General features: G+C 58.5%; 16 protein-coding genes and 2 pseudogenes. 15 read left to right on the forward strand and 3 right to left on the reverse strand.

Annotation, left to right across the window (positions count from 1 at the left end):
- From IRZ56_RS00005 to IRZ56_RS00050, 13 genes and pseudogenes are all read left to right on the forward strand, one after another.
- Positions 1–1,125 (forward strand): annotated as a pseudogene (locus IRZ56_RS00005) (hypothetical protein); the annotation flags it as partial.
- A 344-nt stretch (positions 1,126–1,469) separates the two neighbouring features.
- Complete coding sequence (locus IRZ56_RS23270) at positions 1,470–1,673, forward strand: DUF6708 domain-containing protein (RefSeq protein ID WP_328310522.1); 204 nt, start codon at positions 1,470–1,472, stop codon at positions 1,671–1,673.
- On the forward strand, positions 1,585–1,953 hold the full coding sequence (locus tag IRZ56_RS23035; protein ID WP_328310200.1) for a DUF6708 domain-containing protein: 369 nt from the start codon (positions 1,585–1,587) through the stop codon (positions 1,951–1,953). Before IRZ56_RS23270 ends, IRZ56_RS23035 begins: the two co-directional genes overlap by 89 nt.
- Before the next feature lie 38 nt (positions 1,954–1,991).
- On the forward strand, positions 1,992–2,207 hold the full coding sequence (locus IRZ56_RS00010; protein WP_230390291.1) for a PAAR domain-containing protein: 216 nt from the start codon (positions 1,992–1,994) through the stop codon (positions 2,205–2,207).
- A gap of 228 nt (positions 2,208–2,435) precedes the next feature.
- A complete protein-coding gene (locus tag IRZ56_RS00015) occupies positions 2,436–2,615 on the forward strand; it encodes a hypothetical protein (RefSeq protein ID WP_196143019.1) in 180 nt (59 codons plus the stop codon).
- Complete coding sequence (locus IRZ56_RS23040; RefSeq protein ID WP_230390292.1) at positions 2,612–3,382, forward strand: DUF6708 domain-containing protein; 771 nt, start codon at positions 2,612–2,614, stop codon at positions 3,380–3,382. The genes IRZ56_RS00015 and IRZ56_RS23040 overlap by 4 nt, the downstream gene beginning before the upstream one ends.
- Positions 3,383–3,507: 125 nt before the next feature.
- Entirely contained in the window at positions 3,508–3,765 is a 258-nt protein-coding gene (locus IRZ56_RS00025) for a PAAR domain-containing protein (RefSeq protein ID WP_196143352.1), read from the forward strand.
- Positions 3,762–5,018, forward strand: a complete 1,257-nt coding sequence (locus tag IRZ56_RS00030) for an oxidoreductase (protein ID WP_196143020.1) — start codon at positions 3,762–3,764, stop codon at positions 5,016–5,018. Before IRZ56_RS00025 ends, IRZ56_RS00030 begins: the two co-directional genes overlap by 4 nt.
- Entirely contained in the window at positions 5,015–5,836 is an 822-nt protein-coding gene (locus IRZ56_RS23275; RefSeq protein WP_328310221.1) for a DUF6708 domain-containing protein, read from the forward strand. The genes IRZ56_RS00030 and IRZ56_RS23275 overlap by 4 nt, the downstream gene beginning before the upstream one ends.
- Positions 5,837–6,180: 344 nt before the next feature.
- Positions 6,181–6,675, forward strand: a pseudogene (locus IRZ56_RS23350) (DUF6708 domain-containing protein); the annotation flags it as partial.
- Between the two features lie 237 nt (positions 6,676–6,912).
- Positions 6,913–7,932, forward strand: coding sequence for a branched-chain amino acid aminotransferase (locus IRZ56_RS00040; protein ID WP_196143021.1), 1,020 nt, complete (start codon positions 6,913–6,915; stop codon positions 7,930–7,932).
- Positions 7,933–8,267: 335 nt separating this feature from the next.
- Complete coding sequence (locus IRZ56_RS00045) at positions 8,268–8,948, forward strand: response regulator transcription factor (protein ID WP_196143022.1); 681 nt, start codon at positions 8,268–8,270, stop codon at positions 8,946–8,948.
- The gene (locus tag IRZ56_RS00050; RefSeq protein WP_196143023.1) at positions 8,926–10,317 is read left to right on the forward strand and encodes a sensor histidine kinase; all 1,392 of its coding nucleotides are present in this window, start codon (positions 8,926–8,928) and stop codon (positions 10,315–10,317) included. Before IRZ56_RS00045 ends, IRZ56_RS00050 begins: the two co-directional genes overlap by 23 nt.
- 132 nt (positions 10,318–10,449) lie before the next feature.
- Here the strand turns inward: IRZ56_RS00050 and cysS are convergent, their stop codons facing one another.
- Complete coding sequence (gene cysS, locus IRZ56_RS00055) at positions 10,450–11,832, reverse strand: cysteine--tRNA ligase (RefSeq protein ID WP_196143024.1); 1,383 nt, start codon at positions 11,830–11,832, stop codon at positions 10,450–10,452.
- Between the two features lie 9 nt (positions 11,833–11,841).
- Positions 11,842–13,545 (reverse strand): glutamine--tRNA ligase/YqeY domain fusion protein, encoded by a 1,704-nt coding sequence (locus tag IRZ56_RS00060; RefSeq protein WP_196143025.1) that lies wholly within the window; start codon positions 13,543–13,545, stop codon positions 11,842–11,844.
- A gap of 248 nt (positions 13,546–13,793) precedes the next feature.
- On the opposite strand from IRZ56_RS00060, the gene IRZ56_RS00065 reads away from it, so the two are divergent.
- Together IRZ56_RS00065 and IRZ56_RS00070 are read left to right on the forward strand one after the other, a co-directional pair.
- Positions 13,794–14,294, forward strand: a complete 501-nt coding sequence (locus tag IRZ56_RS00065; RefSeq protein WP_196143026.1) for a peptidylprolyl isomerase — start codon at positions 13,794–13,796, stop codon at positions 14,292–14,294.
- Positions 14,291–15,013 (forward strand): UDP-2,3-diacylglucosamine diphosphatase, encoded by a 723-nt coding sequence (locus IRZ56_RS00070; RefSeq protein ID WP_196143027.1) that lies wholly within the window; start codon positions 14,291–14,293, stop codon positions 15,011–15,013. The genes IRZ56_RS00065 and IRZ56_RS00070 overlap by 4 nt, the downstream gene beginning before the upstream one ends.
- Before the next feature lie 59 nt (positions 15,014–15,072).
- Here IRZ56_RS00070 and IRZ56_RS00075 read toward each other — a convergent pair whose 3' ends face one another.
- Entirely contained in the window at positions 15,073–17,367 is a 2,295-nt protein-coding gene (locus IRZ56_RS00075; RefSeq protein ID WP_230390303.1) for an acylase, read from the reverse strand.
- Positions 17,368–17,436 lie beyond the last annotated feature (69 nt).

Consider the following 17,436-nt stretch of genomic DNA (forward strand, 5'->3'; position numbering starts at 1 on the left):
CTCTATCTGCTCAGCGACAGCCTGGACAAGAACCTGGCGAAAGCGGAAACGGAGATTGGTGCCAAGTCGAAGGAAGCGTTGTTGGCATTGCACGGGACGCAATTGGCGTTGCTGGGCGGGGGCATGGAAGTGCTGGGGATCACCCTCCGGGAAGGTTTCAAGCATGCCTCGGCGCCTGGTTTTGCGAGCAGCGTATTGAAAAGCGGCGTATCGCTGGTGTCAGCTGGAGCGATAGTTAGTGTCGTTTCGGGCTTCTTTGATGCTGCTCAGGCAGGTCGTGCAAGCAAACGTACATTTGCAGATGGCGATTACAAATCTTCAACACAATACCTATTTACAACAGTATCTTCTGCGATTAGTAGCGTTGCCGCCTTTCGAGCCATATTCAGCCCCTTTATTTTAGGGCCCCTAGGGTTGGCTATCGCAATGAGCATAGCGGCTTACACCTTTATTAGGTGGGCGACAAAAAATGAGTCCACTCCTCTGGAGCGCTGGGTCAAACGTTGCTATTTCGGGACTGCCAACGAATCTCCAGTCATCCATTGGAACATGCCCGAGCAGGCCGACCTAGCATTCGCAGAGCTTAATGCCGCGATATTGGGACTGAAAGTCCGTCTTGAGTTTGAAACTCGTAGACCGGACACCGGCACCAGCTCAAAAATCGGAGGATTAACCAGCCTGGAATTTGAGCAAAGAATAAAATTTAGTATTGCTTTCCCCGAATTCAATAGGGAGCGATCCGGTTTCCTATGGAAATTGATTGTACATCGCCATGGAGATGGTGAGCCATACCATTACAAGGGCGGAGAAATAATTACCGGCGACGAATACAACTCCTTAACTAGCTCACCCGCTATCGCAGATAAGTTAATGCTAAAACCTTCCTACCCTCAGAAATTTCCAGATTATAAAAAAGACAGCATTAAATTCAAGTACCTTGATCAAAAAAAGAAAGCTGGCACTCAGCACGCGCATTCTTACAGACAAACGACTGGCGTGATCGATCTAGTTTTTGAATATGGCAAGCACAACATCACAGCGGCAACACTGATTGTCGCATACTGGCCCGACAAAAATATCCAAGAAGCGTCTGCTGAAATAATATTGCACGAGCTAAACAAATGAGTCGAGAAACAGAGCCTTTACCTTCCCGGCCTTTTGGCTGGAAGTACGACTTACCTCCTTATAACGCTCCCTTTGTAGAGCACACTGGAGTCACGTCATTAAGCCGCATCAGTCCGGCACCCAATCATATAGACTCCATATATCTAGAGCTAGGAAGGTCGACTACCAGAGCTAGAGAGTTTGGACTGCTCATAGGAAGCATTGTTGCCATCGCAAGTTTCGTAGCATTTGCGTTCGCCTTTTACCTAATTGCAACGCAATATGAAAGAATGGGATTCTGGATTGCGATTCAAGGTGCCAGCTGCTTTATTGCGGCTTGCTGGCTATTCGCCTTCTACATTCGAATGGACTTTCAACTACCTCGCGACGAACCCATGCGATTCAACAGAATTCGCCGAAAAGTTTATGTGTATCGGTTTACATTCAGTCGCACCTTTCCTTTTAGTCGTCACCGATGGGGTGTACGACCCATCGCCTATAACTGGGACGACTTATACGCGTCGGCCTGCAGCGTTTATATACCCATGGGGGGGCGGAGGTCTAATTGAGAACATCACTATTTCAGTCCGCAAACCCGGTACAGACGAGATAACCGACCGGTTCTTCTTTTCCCATAATTGGGTGGAGGGACAAGCATATTGGACCATTGCTCAACTTTTCATGGAGCATGGCCCTCAAGCACTTCCCGACTTTGTCCATCCACCTAGGGATTGGAACAACGAGCCCACAGCCTTCGACTTCATTCCCCATTTCGCACCGAAGGTTCAATGGCCAAAAGAAATGGATCTTGAATCTCGTTCCGCACCCTCTTCAGGAGAGACATCATGAAACCCGTTGCACTCGTTGGCCACTAACATGAATGCCCCTTGCATGGCTCAGGCATCGTGGTAAGTGGCAGCAAGACCTACCAATTCAACGATAAAGCAGTTGCCTGCATAGGAGATCGAACCAGCTGCGGCGCTATTATCATCGAGGGCTCCATGAATTATCAAATAAATGGAAAGCCTGTGGCACGACAGGGCGATCATACGGACCATGGTGGGGTACTGATTGAAGGTGATACTGGCTGGCTGCTCGAGTGAGAAGGGGTAGAGCATATATTAAATCAATGCAATGTATGGAAATCCCATAAGACATGACACATAAAAACCCACTGCTTGAACCACCTTGCCGCGACTGGATAGCGGACTTGAATAGCCCAGACCAACCACCCAATAAAAAAATCAACACAATAGCATCCCCCGCCAATTGGATGAACAATATCTACTTGCAATGCCCTCGACCAACACCTGTCCGGCGCCGCCAAGACCATGATTGGCCACGTGCACAGCGCGGCGCTGCTGCGCTATGCCGGGCAACACGTCATCCAGGTGATCGTCTCGCTCAGGCTGGGTGAGTACCTGAGCCTGCTCAACGAGGCGTTGCAGGAGCGCACCGACGCGTTTCTCGGCCAACTGGACACAGTTGGTGGTCAGGGAGGACAAAATTGATTAATAAGGAAAACGGTTTAGTGTCCCGTCCGCTACTAAATCCGCCATGTATTGGGTGGAAAGAAGATCTTCCTGGCCCCTACGAGACTTCAAATCTTGCAGTGGGCCTGGGCGATCAAACACCAAACCATCAAGATTCTATATATTTGGAAATCCCGAGAAACTTGCACTTTTTCAGAGGTCTAAAGCTGCTGATATCCCTAGTTATCTTGTTTCATGCCGTCAACATGCCTTTCTTGATGATTGATAGTTTTCATGCTGGCAATTTTGAATTGGTTCTGATAGCGATTCCGCTTCTATTAGGGCTGATATGGGGTGTTGCTTTCGGCTTTCGCATTAGTCTATGCCCACCTAGAGATGAACCCATTCGTTTCAATCGTGCCCGAGAAAAAATATACGCGTATAACTTTGTTTATACTTGGTGGAATCCTTTTGGAAAATGGGATGTCCAGACTGTCACCTATGATTGGTCCGACGTCCGTGGGGAGCGCTGGGCACAAGGCGGGCTCAAACGGGGCGTAATGCTTTCCATCGTAGAGCCAGGCACCCACAATGTAATTGATCGTTTCTCTCTGACCCTTATGGGTGCCGATCAATATGCGTGGGCCTATATATGCGCCTACATGCAAGGTGGTCCTGAAACGCTGCCGCCACCGAACCCGCCACGGGATCATAATGATGTGCTTTGGTGCGAGATTACAAAACGCCTGGCGCCGAAGGTCGAATGGCCAGCGGAGATCGATAGGGAGTCGCGAACAGCGCCCTAATTATGGACTACCGCCCCAACGCAATAAATCTTCTTGAGCAGACAGTCCTTTACGAGACCTCTATCAAGCCAACTTTTCATATTTCATTAGCAAAACACTCACCTGTCCGGATATTGATACCTGATATGAAACCCATTGCCCTTGTTGGTCACCTCCACATCTGCCCGCTTCATGGAAAGGGCACTATCACCACTGGCGCGAGCGCTACATTCGTCAATGGCAAACCCATCGCCCGCGCCGGTGACGAAGTTAGCTGCGGAGCCATCATCGAAACTGGATCGGTAAGCACGCTAATCGAAGGTCACCCTGCTGCGCGGCAAGGAGACACGACAGACCATGGCGGAACAATTGTCGAAGGTGACGCCGACTGGCTCGTGGAATGAATCGGTCAAAGCTTCTACGGGTCTACGGTTTTCCTGCGACAAGCAGCCCAGCCCAACTGGTGCGCACCAGCTTCACCGGCCTGCGCGGTGTGATCGGCAGCTGGCAACTGCTGCTGGGGCTGGGGCTAGGGCTGGGTGGGCTCTATCTGCTCAGCGACAGCCTGGACAAGAACCTGGCGAAAGCGGAAACGGAGATTGGTGCCAAGTCGAAGGAAGCGTTGTTGGCATTGCACGGGACGCAATTGGCGTTGCTGGGCGGGGGCATGGAAGTGCTGGGGATCACCCTCCGGGAAGGTTTCAAGCATGCCTCGGCGTCTGGTTTTGCGAGCAGCGTATTTAAAAGTGGCGTATCACTAGTAAAAGCTGGCTCGATAATTAGTGCTGCTGCAGGGCTGTACGATGCAACCCAAACAACCCTATCAATAAGACGTACATTCCTAGCAGGAGACGAAAATGCTTCCATAGGTTACTTCATAGCCGGAACGCTTCACATACTTGAAATATCCCTTGCCATAAGCGCTATCTCAACACCACTCGTACTAGGCCCCCTAGGATTAGCCATAACTTTTGGCATACTGGCATATCACGCCTCGAATCGGGCAGGCAAAAATGAGTCCACCCCTCTAGAACAATGGATAAAACGCTGTTATTTCGGGAAGGCCAACGAGACACCTGTCATTCATTGGAACACTCCGGAGCTTGCCGACATTGCACTCGCCGAACTCAACGCAGCAACCTTGGGATTGGAAGCGATTATTGGATTTGAAGCACATAAAACTAGCAACCCAACAACCGGAAAGATTGGCGGACTAGTTAGCTTAACAGTAGACCAAAGCCTAAAACTTCTTATTAAAATCCCCGACTTCGACGAAAATCGATCGGGTTACCGCTGGCATTTGGTGGTGCATCGACAAAGCGACAAACATGGATATGCACATGCTCAAGGAGAGGAAATTGCCAGTAACGAGTTCAACCCACCCCCTGGGACAGAAAGCAACACTTTTATATTACAACTGAGGCCATCTCACCTTCCCAAGTTCCCGGACCATAAAAAAGACACAATAATTACAAAAAAGACGGATCACGCCCTAGGACGCAACGCCAAATACAGAAAAATAACCGGCGCCGTTGAGCTGAACCCGGAAATCGCAGAACACAACATTAAAGCAGCGACATTGGTTATAACCTATTGGCCGAACCGAAGCATACCAAACGCATATTCTGAAATCATACGCCAAGAGATTAGATCGTGAGCAGTAAAGGAAAAACTCTATCGCCACGTCCGCCTGGCTGGAAATTTGACCTACCTACCCACAACGACACTGTTGAACTATCAAGCAGCTCAAAGCTATTACGGCCACCGCCCAACTATTGTGATGATATTTATTTGGAGTTACCTAGATCCTCAGCGAGGATCCGAGGATTTTCTGCTATTTTTGCTTGTTTAGCATTTCTCATGGCGACTGCGGGCCAACTGTATGCGATGTACTTTGCACTATTCAAATACGACTACGTAAGCCTCGACATTATCTTTATCACATTAGCCATTATGTCTTTTTTGCAGTGGATAACTATACCCACCATACGAATGGACCATGGGCTGCCCCGTGACGAGCCCATACGCTTCAATCGTCTCCGCCGAAAAGTTTATGTCTATCAGTACAAGCTGGATCGGCTTCGAGTGTTCAGTCGCCGGTATTGGGGGGTGCAGCCGGAGGTTTATGACTGGGATGATCTACACGCAGAAGCCTGCAGCATTTATTTACCCATGGGCGGTGGTGGGCTAATTGAGAACATCATCATTTCAGTTCGGAAGCCCGGCACAAAAGAAGTGACCGACCGATTCTTCTTTTCCTATGATTGGGAGCAAGGGCAGGCATATTGGGCCATTGCACAAGCCTTTATGGAAGTAGGTCCGCAAGCGCTTCCTGATTTTGTATACCCCCCTCGAGACTGGAACAAGGAATCCATAGCATTCGACTTCATCCCTCACTTTGCGCCCAAGGTTCAATGGCCAGAGGAACTTGATTTAGAGTCCCGCACCGCCCCCAACTCAGTAGAAACGTCATGAAACCTGTTGCACTCGTTGGTCACCAACGTAAAACAAAATAAACCCTAACCATTTGAGCACTGGGCTAGACGCTGCCACTCGGAAAAGCCAACGAAACACCAATTATCCATTGGAACACACCTATAAACGGCCACTGTGAGCTTTCCCAGCATCGACCCTCCAAACATACTGAGTGCCACATTGCCCGCTACCTATTGACCTGGCCTAAAGATAACGAGTGCTTACGCTGAGCCCTATGCACGTCTATTGAGGAGATCGCTCGACTTCGCGGCGATATTGTTTCATATTTACCGCTTTGATAGTGAATCAGTGGTGGTTCATAGCAAACATACGTATTCCCGCGAAACGAGCCCATACGTTTCAATCGCACCCGACAAAAAGTCTATTTCTATAATTTCAAATTTGGTCCGCTCTGGCCACTCAGTCGTCGCAAATGGGGTGTGCAACCTGCTGTTTACAATTGGGATGATCTACGCGCTGAAGCGTGCAGCGTCTATCTACCCCTCGGCGGAGGTGGCCTTCTTGAAAACATCGTAATTTCGGTCCATAAGCCTGACACGAACGAAGTGATTGATCGTTTCTTTTTTGCTCACAGTTGGGCAACCGGCGAGCCATACTGGGCTATCGCTCAGCTGTTCATGCAACAGGGTCCAGCAGCCCTGCCTGATTTCGTTTACCCATCGTCTGATCGAAACAATCGACCTACGATGTTCGATTTCATGCCTCATTTTGCCCCCAAGGTTCAATGGCCCAGGAAAATGGACCTCAAGTCTCGGTCTGCACCCGCTCCCCGTTCGTCGACTGTCAGACCCAGTCCATCATTGGCTCCACCTGATTGACCCATCAATGCGGCCCACTTGGCGGTGTCGTTACCCCTTTGGGCCTGTCTCGCACCCTCCACCGGAGGGTCGCAGCATGGATGACTCGGATGCACTGCACACCCCGGCGCCACGCCTGCGACCTTGGTCCAATTCGCGACTGGCCGTTCCCGATCCGCGGCGGATGTATTATCGTGGCGAGGTGCGCATATAAAAGCAGCCTGAGCGATCAGGCCCTAGGCAATACATGAGGGTGTCATGAGTAACGAGAGCATTAACTGGGACAAGCTGGGCTTCGACTATATCAAGACCGACAAGCGCTACCTGTCCGTATGGCGCAACGGCGAGTGGGACAAAGGCACCCTGACCGAAGACAATGTGCTGCACATCAGTGAAGGCTCCACCGCCCTGCACTATGGCCAGCAATGCTTCGAAGGCCTGAAGGCCTATCGCTGCAAGGACGGTTCGATCAACCTGTTCCGCCCCGACCAGAACGCCGCCCGCATGCAACGCAGCTGCGCGCGCCTGCTGATGCCGCAGGTGCCGACCGACGTATTCGTCGAGGCCTGCAAGCAAGTGGTCAAGGCCAACGAGCGCTTCGTCCCGCCCCATGGCAAGGGTGCCCTGTACCTGCGCCCCTTCGTGATTGGCACCGGTGACAACATCGGCGTGCGCACCGCCCCGGAGTTCATCTTCTCGGTCTTCGCCATCCCGGTCGGCTCGTACTTCAAGGGCGGCATGAAGCCGCACAACTTCCAAATCTCCAGCTTCGACCGCGCCGCCCCGCAAGGCACTGGTGCAGCCAAGGTCGGTGGCAACTATGCCGCGAGCCTGCAGCCAGGCGCCGAGGCGAAGAAAGCCAACTTCGCCGACGCCATCTACCTGGACCCGCTGACCCACACCAAGATCGAGGAAGTCGGTTCGGCCAACTTCTTCGGCATCACCGCCAACAATGAGTTCGTCACGCCGAAGTCCGCGTCCGTGCTGCCTGGTATCACCCGCCTGTCGTTGATGGAACTGGCGCAATCGCGCCTGGGCCTGACCGTGATCGAGGGCGATGTCGAGATCAACAAGCTCGACCGCTTCGTCGAAGCCGGCGCCTGCGGCACCGCCGCGGTGATCACCCCGATCGGCGGCATCGAGTACAACGGCAAGCTGCACGTGTTCCACGACTTGGAAAAAGTCGGCCCGGTTACCCAGAAGCTCTACAACGAGCTGACCGGCATCCAGAGCGGTGACGTCGAAGCGCCAGCAGGCTGGATCGTCAAGGTCGCCTGAGGTTTCGCCCTCCCCTGAAACGGGGCATGCCAGCAATGGCATGCCCCGTTTTTGTTTAGGCCTGTTCCCTCCCTGTAGGAGCGGCCTTGTGCCGCGATCGGGCGCGAAGCGGCCGTAAAGCAGACTTGCACGGTATACCTGGAATACTTGAGTTGCTTGGATTGCGGCCGCTTCGCGCCCGATCGCGGCACAAGGCCGCTCCTACAAGGGGGGGCGTAATAACAAAGGGAATGGGTGGCAATCGAGCATTGGGGCCGCCAGATGAATTTTTCTTAAATCCCCCGTTGTCTATTCTTTGGCACAATCGAGTCTCCAATCGCTGCCCAGGTACTAGCATGCCCCGCGTACTGACCATCGAAGACGACGCCGTCACCGCCCAGGAAATTGTCGCCGAACTGTCCAGCCATGGCCTGGAAGTAGACTGGGCCGACAATGGCCGTGAAGGCCTGTCCAAGGCCATCGGTGGTGGCTATGACCTGATCACCCTGGATCGCATGCTGCCCGAGGTCGATGGCCTGACCATCGTCACCACCCTGCGCAACCTGAAGATCGCCACACCCATCCTGATGATCAGTGCATTGTCCGATGTCGACGAGCGGGTACGGGGCCTGCGTGCGGGGGGCGACGACTACCTGACCAAACCCTTCGCCTCCGACGAGATGGCTGCCCGCGTCGAGGTGCTGCTGCGCCGCAACAGCGTGCCCGTGACCCAAACCCGCCTTCAGGTGGCGGACCTGGAGCTGGACCTGATCAGCCATGAGGCCCGCCGCGGCGAGCAGACCCTCAATCTGCTGCCCACCGAGTACAAGCTGCTGGAGTACCTGATGCGCCATGCTGGCCAGGTGATCACCCGGATGATGATCTTCGAGGAGGTCTGGGGCTATCACTTCGACCCAGGCACCAACCTGATCGATGTGCACATCGGCCGCCTGCGCAAGAAGATCGACCCGCCCGGCCAGAGCCCGCTCATCCGTACCGTGCGGGGTTCCGGCTATGCCATTGCCGAACCCGTCTAAGGGCTGGAGCTCCTCGACCAGCCGCCTTTTGGCGCTGTATAGCTTCCTGTTCGTGGCCTGGAGCAGCATCCTCATGGGCGTGCTGTACTTCGAGGTATCCAGCTACCTGAACAAGCTCACCCGCCATTCCATGCTGCAGCGCCAGCACCTGTTCGCCCACATGACCGGCAAGCAGCTGGACGACGCCCTGATCGCAAGCCAGGCCTTCGAAGAACGCAGCTTCGATGCCTACGGCCTGTTCGACGCCCAGCTCAACCCGATCAGCGGCCGGATCCGCGCCATTCCGCCAGAACTCGGCCTGGACGGCCAGGTCCACGAACTCAAGCGCTGCCTGGACGCCGACGACCCACACGTACCACGCGACAGCTGCGACGCGGTCGCGATCCGGGTCAAGGACGGCCGCTGGCTGGTGCTGGTACGTGACAACGGCTCCTTGTTCGTGGTCACGCGGATCATTCTCCACGCCTTGCTCTGGGGCATTTCCCTGACCCTGATCCCTGGCTTCGCCGGCTGGTACCTGCTGCGCCGCAGGCCACTCAAGCGCATCCGTGCGATCCAGGCTCAGGCCGAGCTGATCGTCGCCGGCGACCTCACCCACCGCCTGCCCCTGTCAGCCCGGCGCGACGAGCTGGACATGCTGGCGGCCATCGTCAATGCCATGCTCGATCGCATCGAGCGGCTGATGCACGAGGTCAAGGGCGTCTGCGACAACATCGCCCACGACCTGCGCACGCCACTGACACGCCTGCGCGCCCAGTTGTACCGGATCCGCCAGCAAAGTGGCGAGCGCCCCCCCGAGGCGCAGGCCCTGGACCAGGCCATCGGCGAGACCGACACGCTGATGGCACGCTTCCGTGGCCTGCTGCGCATCAGCGAGCTGGAGGACCGGCAGCGACGCGCGGGCTTCGTCGAACTAGGCCCGCACGCCTTGCTGGTGGAACTGCACGATTTCTACCTGCCCTTGGCCGAGGACGGCGGCATTCGCCTGGCGCTCGTACAACCGGAACGGCTGCCGCTCCTGCATGGCGACCGGGAGTTGTTGTTCGAGGCGCTGGCCAACCTGGTAGGCAATGCGATCAAGTTCACGCCCGAGGGTGGGCAGGTGCGCATCCAGGCCAGCCATGATGCCAGTAGCGTGCATATCGCCATCGAAGACAGCGGGCCGGGCATTCCCGAGGAGGAGCGTGCAGCGGTCTTGAAACGCTTCTATCGCAGCGAGGAAGGTCATCGACACCCGGGGTTCGGGCTGGGGTTGTCGATCGTCGCGGCGATCGTCGACCTGCATGGGTTCCGGTTGGAGGTGGGGAGCAGCGAACTGGGTGGGGCGAAGCTGGTGCTGCATTGCCCTACAGGTGGTCTACCCAAATAACGAATGGGGCCGTATTGCGGCCCAATCGCGGGACAAGCCCCACAGGCCTACCGCTGCCCGTAGGCCCGCGAAGCCCCTGATAGGAGCGGGCTTGCCCTGCGATTGGGCTGCAAAGCAGCCCCACTCGATGGATCAGTCAGCCAGGCGCCAAGTGGTCCCGCCCTTGCCGTCCTCCAGCACCACGCCCATGGCGGTCAGCTGGTCGCGGATACGGTCGGACTCGGCCCAGTTCTTGTCCGCACGCGCCTGCAGACGCGCCTGGATCAGCGCTTCTACTTCGGCGGCATCGACCTTGCCTTCGGCACCGGCACGCAGGAAGTCGTCGGCATCGAGCTGCAGCACACCCAGCACATCGCCCAGCTCACGCAGGCGGCCCGCCAGGCCGGCGGCGGCATCGGGGTCGCTTTCACGCAAGCGGTTGATCTCGCGCACCAGGTCGAACAACACCGCGCAGGCCTCCGGCGTGCCGAAGTCGTCATTCATCGCCACGCTGAAGCGCTCGACGAATTCCTCGCCGCCCTTGGCGGCAACCCGCGGCAGCCCACGCAACGCATGGTAGAAGCGCTCCAGGGCTCCCTTGGACTCGCGCAGGCTGTCTTCGGAGTAGTTGATGGCGCTGCGGTAGTGGCTGGCCACCAGCAGGTAGCGCACCACCTCCGGGTGGTATTTATCGAGTACGTCGCGGATGGTGAAGAAGTTGTTCAACGACTTGGACATCTTCTCGCCATTGATGCGGATCATGCCGCAGTGCATCCAGGCATTGGCGTACTGTTTGCCGGTGGCCGCCTCGCTCTGGGCGATCTCGTTCTCGTGGTGCGGGAATTCGAGGTCGCTGCCACCGCCATGGATGTCGAAGCTCTCACCCAGGCAGCAGGTGGACATCACCGAGCACTCGATGTGCCAGCCCGGACGCCCCGGGCCCCACGGCGACTCCCAGCTCGGCTCACCCGGTTTAGCGGCCTTCCACAGGACGAAGTCCAATGGGTCCTGCTTGGCCTCGCCGACTTCGATCCGCGCACCGATGCGCAGGTCTTCGATCTTGCGTCGCGACAGCTTGCCGTAACCGACAAACTTGCCGACCCGGTAGTACACGTCACCGTTGCCCGGCGCGTAGGCATAGCCCTTGTCGATCAAGGTCTGGATCATCGCATGCATGCCGGGGATGTGGTCGGTCGCACGCGGCTCCTGGTCCGGCGGCAGGATGTTCAGGCGCCGTTCGTCCTCGTGCATGGCATCGATCATGCGCGCGGTCAGCTCATCGAAACGCTCGCCGTTTTCGTTGGCGCGGTTGATGATCTTGTCGTCGATGTCGGTGATGTTGCGCACATAGGTCAGCTCGTAGCCGCTCTTGCGCAGCCAACGAGTGATCAGGTCGAAGGCCACCATGCTGCGGCCATGGCCCAGGTGGCAGTAGTCGTACACGGTCATGCCGCACACGTACATGCGCACCTTGTTGCCGTCCAGGGGCTTGAAGGCTTCCTTGGTCTTGCTCAGGGTGTTGTAGATGGTAAGCACGGCGATTCCTTAGCTGCCCCAGGAGTCACGCAGGGTGACGGTGCGGTTGAACACCGGACGGCCCGGCTGGCTGTCCTTGAGGTCGGCGCAGAAGTAGCCTTCGCGCTCGAACTGGAAGCGGTCCTCGGGCTGGGCCTGGGCCAGGGAAGGCTCGGCGCGGCAACCGGTGAGCACCTGCAGCGAGTCGGGGTTGATGTTGTCCAGGAAGCTGCCGCCCTCCTCGGTCTTCTCCGGGTTGGCGGAGCGGAACAGGCGGTCGTACAGGCGCACTTCGCACTCGACGCTGCCTTCGGCCGGCACCCAGTGGATCACGCCCTTGACCTTGCGGCCCTCGGGGTTCTTGCCCAGGGTGTCCGGGTCGTACGAGCAGCGCAGCTCGACGATGTTGCCGTCGGCATCCTTGATGGCTTCGTCGGCGCGGATCACGTAGCTGCCGCGCAGGCGCACTTCACCGGCCGGCTCCAGGCGCTTGTAGCCTTTTGGCGGCTCTTCCATGAAGTCGTCGCGGTCGATGTACAGCTCGCGGGAGAACGGCAGCACGCGCACGCCCATGTCTTCCTTGGGGTGGCGCGGCAGCTCGAGTTGCTCGACCTGACCCTCGGGGTAGTTGGTGATGACCACTTTCAGCGGGCGCAGCACGCACATGGCACGCGGCGCGGTGCGGTCGAGGTCGTCACGGATGCTGAACTCGAGCATCGACATGTCGACCACGCCGTCGGAACGGTTGGTGCCGATCATCTCGCAGAAGTTGCGGATCGAGGCCGGGGTGTAGCCGCGACGACGGAAGCCCGACAGGGTCGACATGCGCGGGTCGTCCCAGGCATCGACGTGCTTCTCGTCCACCAACTGCTTGAGCTTACGCTTGGAGGTGATGGTGTAGTTCAGGTTTAGACGGCTGAACTCGTACTGGCGCGGGTGCGCCGGCACCGGCAGCTTGTCGAGGAACCAGTCGTACAACGGACGGTGGCTTTCGAACTCCAGGGTGCAGATCGAATGGGTGATGCCTTCGATGGCGTCCGACTGGCCGTGGGTGAAGTCGTAGTTCGGATAGATGCACCACTTGTCACCGGTCTGGTGGTGATGGGCATGACGGATGCGGTACAGGATCGGGTCGCGCAGGTTCATGTTCGGCGAGGCCATGTCGATCTTGGCGCGCAGCACGCGCTCGCCGTCCTTGAATTCGCCGGCCTTCATGCGTGCGAACAGGTCCAGGTTCTCCTCGACGCTGCGCTCGCGGAACGGGCTGTTCTTGCCTGGCTCGGTCAGGCTGCCACGGTATTCCTTGGCCTGTTCGGGGGTCAGGTCGCAGACATAGGCATTGCCCGACTTGATCAGCTCGACGGCCCAGTCGTGCAGCTGGTCGAAGTAGTCCGAAGCGAAGCGCACCGGGCCGGCCCACTCGAAGCCCAGCCACTTGACGTCGCGCTGGATGGCATCGATGTACTCCTGGTCTTCCTTGGCCGGGTTGGTGTCATCGAAACGCAGGTGGCAGACACCGCCGAACTCCTTGGCCAGGCCGAAGTTGACGCAGATCGACTTGGCATGGCCGATGTGCAGGTAGCCGTTGGGCTCCGGCGGGAAGCGGGTGACGATGCTGCTGTGCTTGCCCGAGTCCAGGTCGGCCTGGACGATCGGCCGCAGGAAGTTCGCAGGGACGGCGGGAGCGCCTTTGGCAGCGGCGTTGGGCGCGTTGTCGGCAGTGGGCTTGCTCATAGGATCCTTGAATGCTGGTATTCGGCCTGGGTAGGCCGATTGAATCAAAGGGCCTATCATAGCCGAAGCAGTCAAGCTGCTGACAGCCGGGCTCGGACAAACAGGCGCGATTTATCGCAGCTATTTGTCGCAAGCTGGCAAAATGGCCGCCGCGCGCCTTGTGTCGTGGTCGCCCGATCCTGCGTCAGGTGACAAGTACGCGCCCTGCGCACCCTATTTCCGAATGCCTTGAAAGAGCGAATTCCAGCATGTCCAAAGTCAAACTGAGCACCAACCACGGCGACATCGTCCTGCAACTGGACGCCGAAAAGGCACCGAAAACCACCGAAAACTTCGTTCAGTACGTCAAGGACGGTCACTACAACGGCACCGTCTTCCATCGCGTGATCAACAACTTCATGATCCAGGGCGGCGGTTTCGAGGCCGGCATGAAGCAGAAGCCTACCCGCGCGCCGATCCAGAACGAAGCCGACAACGGCCTGAAGAACGCCAAGTACAGCATCGCCATGGCCCGTACCATGGAGCCGCACTCCGCTTCCGCGCAGTTCTTCATCAACGTTGCCGACAACGACTTCCTCAACCACAGCGGCAAGAACGTCCAGGGCTGGGGCTACGCGGTATTCGGCGAAGTGATCGAAGGTCGTGACGTGGTCGACGCGATTAAAGGCGTTTCCACCGGTTCCAAGGCTGGCCACCAGGACGTGCCGAAGGACGACGTGATCATCGAGAAAGCCGAGATCATTGAGTGATCCTGCTGATCTCCGATCTGCACCTGCAAGAAGAACGCCCGGACATCACCCGGGCGTTTCTTGATCTGCTCGATGGCCGCGCACGCCACGCCGAGGCCCTGTACATCCTCGGCGACTTTTTCGAGGCCTGGATCGGCGACGATGCCATGACGCCCTTCCAGCAGTCGATCTGCCAGGCCCTGCGCCGGCTGAGCGACAGCGGCACGGCGGTGTTCCTGATGCATGGCAACCGTGACTTCCTGATCGGCCAGGCGTTCTGTGAAGCCGCAGGCTGCACCCTGCTGGACGACCCCTGCGTGGTACAACTCGGTGGCGAGGCCGTGTTGCTGATGCATGGCGATACCCTGTGCACCCGCGACCTGTCCTACATGAAACTGCGTCGCTACCTGCGCAACCCGCTGAGCTTGTGGGTCCTGCGGCACCTACCGCTGGCTACCCGGCAGAAGCTGGCGCGCAAGTTGCGTAGCGAAAGCCGTTCGCAAACCCGCATGAAGTCGACCGAGATCGTCGATGTCACGCCCGAAGAGGTGCCCAAGGTGATGGCGGCCCATGGTGTTCGCACCCTGGTCCATGGCCATACACACCGGCCAGCGATCCACAAGCTCGTGGTCGATGGCCAGCCCGCCCGGCGCATCGTGCTGGGCGACTGGGACCGCCGCGGCTGGGCCTTGCAGGTGGATGAACAGGGTTTCCAGCTGGCGCCGTTCGACTTTTCCTGAGCGAGCGAGTGTTGGCGCGGCCTTGCACTGTGTAAAGGGGCGCACAGCGCCCCGCTCTGTCAATGGCCTGCGCCAGCCACTACCGCCTCGTCACCCTCGCGGATCACATACCGACGGTAGTGCGGATCGGCCTTGATCTGCGCCTCGGTGAACGGGATCGGCGCCAACTGCTTGGCTGCGAACACCCGGGTCTGATCGCCCGCATGGGGCGATGCCGATTCGCTGGACTGGGAGAACGCCAGCAACCCCAGCGCCTGCGGCCCCTGCCGGGTAAAGCTGACCACCTGCAAATAGCTGGTACCGCTGACCACCAAGCGTTTGCCGGGACCATGCGGCACGCTGTACATGGCGTTGTACACACCCAGTTCCTGGGGCCCGCCCGGCACCGGCGTGCCGTCGGCAGACTGCTGCACCTGCCCCCAGCGGCTATCGCCTGCAATCCCCGCCTTGCTCACTCGCTCAAGGGAAGCCAAGGCCGCCTCGTGCACGCGTTGGCGCACCGCGGCCTGCTCCACCGCAAGCCCTCGTGGGGTGTGCTGAGGGTCGGCCGGGTCGAAGGCTACCCGCCAGTTTTGCGGTTGGGCGGCCAACGCCTCGAAGAGCGCGGTGAAATGCAGCAGGCCGATGCCGCTGTCCAGGTCGGCCTTGCCATTCCAGGCGGCCAGGCTTGCACACAGCGCCTGGACATCGGTTGAGGCAGTCTTGCACCAGGCCAACAGGTCGGGCAGCACCAGGCTGGCTGCGTATACCTCATCGTCCAGCACCATGCGCTGCAGGTCTTCCACGGTCAGCTTGGCGTTGCCCTGCAGGCGCTGCAGCGCGAAGCGGCTGCGCAGGCCCAGAGGTTGGTTCTCCCGACTGACCAACGGGGAAAACCCGGTCAGCGGTTGGGCAGGGTTGGCCATCCAGGCCGGGTCGTTGGAATTCTGCACGAAGTCGTGGCGCACAAGGCTCGGCAATAACCGCGCCGGGAAAATGCCCGGCTGGGCGGCCTGGGCGTCGGTCTTCCATTGGCAGGCACTGCGCGAACCATCGAGCACCACCAGCGGCCCGGCGGCCGAGGGGTCGCTGCAGTGAGCGAGCAATTGCTGGTCCACATAAGGCACTACGGACTGGTTGAGGTAGGTCGCCTGGCCTTCGGCATCCACCGCCAGGGTGTTGACCCAAGGGATGCCCTGCAATTGCCCCACCGTGCGTTTCAGGCCGTCGAGGCTGTCGGCGTGGTTGATGGCGTACCACTGCTGCAGCACCCGGGTGTTGTCCAGGTTGGCATCGCGCAGGCTGTAGGCGAACTGGTTGTCCCAGTCCAGCCGGCCTGGCCAGCGCACCACCGGGCCGAACGCCGAAGCGTAGACCTGCCGCTCGACCTGCTGCACCCGACCGTCTTCGCCCTTGACCGCGACACTCAAGCTCTGACGGGCCAACGGCAGGGATTTCCCATCGAGCAGATAGCGTGTCGGGTCCTTCGGGTCGAGCTGCAACCTGTACAGCGTGAAATGCTTCGAGGTATCGACCGTATGGGTCCAGGCCAGGTGCCGGTTGAACCCGATATTGACCACCGGCAAGCCTGGCAATGCGGCGCCCATGACGTCCAGCTGGCCTGGGATGGTCAGTTGCATCTGATAGAAGCGCAGGCCGCCCACCCAGGGGAAGTGTGGATTGGCCAGCAACAGGCCACCGCCGTTGGCCGATCGCTGCGCCCCTACCGCCAATGCATTGCTGCCACGGGCCATGGCGAATTGCGCCTGGCGGACCAGGGCCAGATTGAAGTCCTCCTCGGCCCGGCGCGCGGCCAGCTCCGGCGGAGCCGCCGCCACCAGCGCCTCGGCGAACTGGCCAACGCCACCTTCAACCAGAAGTCGACGGGTCAGCTTGACCAGGTCGAGGCTGCTGATCGGCCGCAGCCAGTCTCCCTGGCCGCATTCAGCAGGCAAATCCTGCGCCCGACGCTCGACCAGCGCGCGGTTGTAGCCAAGGGCGTAGCCCTCCAGCAAGTCGCGCACGGGCGCTGGCTGTGCTTCGAGGAAAGCCGTGACGGCAGAGTCGCCGTTGAGCCAGGCGAAGAAGAAGTCACTGTCGAGGTTCTTGCGCTGCTCGATGGTCCTGCCCTGGGCGCCGAAGTAACGGGACCGCTCGCCATTGACGGTCACCACCTCGTTGGCCAGCAGGCACAGGTTGTCCTGGGCATAGGCATAGCCGATGCCATAGCCCAGGCCGCGTTCGTCCTCGGCCAGGATGTGCGGAACACCGAAGCTGGTACGCCGGATCTGCGCCGAGGCCTCGCCAGCAGCTTCCCGGGCCTGGGCAACCAGACCGGACGCAATCAATACGGCGGCCAGGCCAAGACGGGTCATGGGACGCGAAAATGTACGCACGGGTACTCCTGGGATTGGGGGTATCCCGTACAAACGAACGGCTCGCTG

The sequence above is a fragment of the Pseudomonas guariconensis genome (genome assembly GCF_015680235.1).
In the GTDB taxonomy this organism is placed as follows: domain Bacteria; phylum Pseudomonadota; class Gammaproteobacteria; order Pseudomonadales; family Pseudomonadaceae; genus Aquipseudomonas; species Aquipseudomonas guariconensis_A.